Source organism: uncultured Methanobrevibacter sp. (genome assembly GCF_902784195.1).
Classification (GTDB): Archaea; Methanobacteriota; Methanobacteria; order Methanobacteriales; family Methanobacteriaceae; genus Methanobrevibacter.
Map to the genome: position 1 here is coordinate 1 of NZ_CACZTX010000018.1, position 2,396 is coordinate 2,396.

Below are 2,396 nucleotides of genomic sequence, written 5' to 3' on the forward strand. Positions count from 1 at the left end.
CTTTTGATCAATGACTTGAATACAGATGAGGACCACATAAGATCAATCTGCAATTTCGTATTGGAGGAATTGGGAGAAGAGGTTCCCATTCACTTTTCAAGGTTTTTCCCAATGCATAAGATGAGTGATGAGAGTCCAACAAAAATAGATTATCTTTTAAGAGCTAAGGAAATAGCCATTGACATGGGAATGGAATATGTTTATTTGGGAAATATGCCAGCTGACAACAATACCTATTGTCCTAATTGCGGTGAGCTTTTGATAGCAAGGGAAAGATATTGCAACAGCGATAAAAAAAGAATAAAGGATGGCCATTGCATTAAATGTGGCCATAAAATCAATTTTATTTTTGAATAATTTTTAACTTTATCTTTTGTTTCTAATCAATTCAATGATCTTTTTAGATGCGTTTCCATCGTCAAATGGATTGAACTTTTCATTCCATTTCTTATATTTTTCACCGAATTCTGATGCATAATCCTCTTCAGTGTAATTCTTTATGAAATCAATCATTTCATCGTTGGTTTCACATATTGGCCCAGGGACTTCTGCAACCATATCAAAATAAAAGTCTCTCAAATTGTTTTTGTAATTTTCCAAGTCATAGGTGAAGAACAGCATAGGCCTTTTTAAAATGGAATAGTCAAACATCACTGATGAGTAATCTGTTATCATCATATCTGAAATCAAGTATAATTCCTGAATATCCCAATCAGCATCGCATTCAATTACAAAATCATCATATTTGCTCCAATCGATGTTTTCTTTCACTAGATAATGGAATTTAACGATTAAAATGTAATCATCCTTCAATTCATTATACATTTTGTCAAAGTCCATTTCTGTTGCGAATTTGTATTCTCCTTTTTCGTAATATTCATTATCTCTCCAGGTAGGAGCATAAAGGATAATCTTTTTGTCTTTAGGAATATTCAAGCTTGTTTTTATCTCATCAATGTCTTCTGGATTGTTTTTATTTATTAGAATGTCATTACGAGGATATCCAATTTCAAGCATCTCACCCTTAAAGTCAAAAGCTCTTTTGAATATCTCAGAGGAATAGCTGTTTTGTGAAATCAGATACTCCCACAATGCAGTATTTTTTTTAAAATCATCATGGTATATGCTAATGTCTTGATTACCGCTCATATCTATATAATCCATGTCCAATGCTAGTTTTTTAAGCGGTGTTCCATGCCATGTTTGAATATACTTTGTTTTCTTATTTTTCCTAAGATAGTACAAATGCCTTGAATCGAAAACCCAAGCTCCGCTTCTAAGTGTGTAATATAGGAATTTGAAAAAGGATTTTTTAACTTTTATTGCATTTCCATTTATTTCAGTGTTTGTATTTGTAAATACCCATACGCATTTGAATTCTTCATCCAATCCTTGATTCAATATTTCTTCATAGATGGATTTAGGATTTCCAGTAAAATTTCGACCATTGCTTGATTCAAAGAGAATAATTTTATCATTAACAGGAATAACATATGATCCGAGTATGTATAGTCCTCTTACTGAATATTTGCCTATATTTAAAATAATTGCTTTGATTTTATTAATTACTCCGGCCATATTATCCCTTTTATTATTTTATTATCCTTCTAATTCTTTTACTAGTGCCTTGGCATTTTCCCAATCCTTATGGTCATCTATTTCAGTCCATTTTAAACCATTTGTTAAAACAAAATCAATTGTTTTAATAACGCTTAAATCTTTGTATGCAAAATCATAATAGTTTTGTGGATCTTCTTCTATTAACCCTTCTAAAATTCTATTGAATTCTGCTACATCATCATAAAGTACTTTTGATACTCCAATAAATTCTCCACTTGATGATTGAATATCCAATTGTTTGCCTATGGAGTGAATTTTACCATTAGCTATTGTTTTTTCATCATTTAATGATTCATCATCAATTATAAGTTTGAATGATTCTTCGTTCAGTTCTTTAAAGTTATCTATTATCATACCAGTATTTTTTGAAGCAGCCAATTTAGAAATAATTTCCGGATCTACAACATTATCTCCATTAACTAAAATAAAATCATCCAAATCATTTTCCTCAATAAATTTACTGGCAAGATAAGTTGATACTGAAGTGTTTGTTACATCATATTTTTCATTTACAATAGTTTTTATTTCTATATCATACTTTTCAGCTATTAAGGGGCATAAACCCATTACTTTTTCTTTATTGTATCCTACAACAACAATAAATTTTTTTATATCTGCATTTATACAGTTTTTAATCATTCTCTCAAGCAATGTCATTTCATTTATTTCAAGCAATGCTTTAGGAATTTCTTTAGTTAGAGGCATTAGTCTAGTACCCATTCCTGCGGCCAATATCACACCAATCATTTTATCACTATTTTGATATTTCTCATACT

2 protein-coding genes and 1 pseudogene are annotated in these 2,396 nt (G+C 30.3%); 1 reads left to right on the forward strand and 2 read right to left on the reverse strand.

The genetic code is table 11. The features are described 5' to 3' along the window. Positions 1–357, forward strand: a pseudogene (locus QZU90_RS09630) (AmmeMemoRadiSam system radical SAM enzyme); the annotation flags it as partial. 9 nt (positions 358–366) lie between these two features. Here QZU90_RS09630 and QZU90_RS09635 read toward each other — a convergent pair. Together QZU90_RS09635 and QZU90_RS09640 are read right to left on the reverse strand one after the other, a co-directional pair. After that, positions 367–1,578, reverse strand: coding sequence for a CDP-glycerol glycerophosphotransferase family protein (locus QZU90_RS09635; protein WP_296856854.1), 1,212 nt, complete (start codon positions 1,576–1,578; stop codon positions 367–369). A 21-nt stretch (positions 1,579–1,599) separates the two neighbouring features. Further along, the coding region (locus QZU90_RS09640; protein WP_296856855.1) for a phosphocholine cytidylyltransferase family protein at positions 1,600–2,396 on the reverse strand (797 nt) is incomplete at its 5' end.

Excerpts from the sequence above, each read along its gene's own strand:
- QZU90_RS09635 (WP_296856854.1), bottom strand. The coding sequence starts at position 1,578 with ATGGCCGGAGTAATTAATAAAATCAAAGCAATTATTTTAAATATAGGC.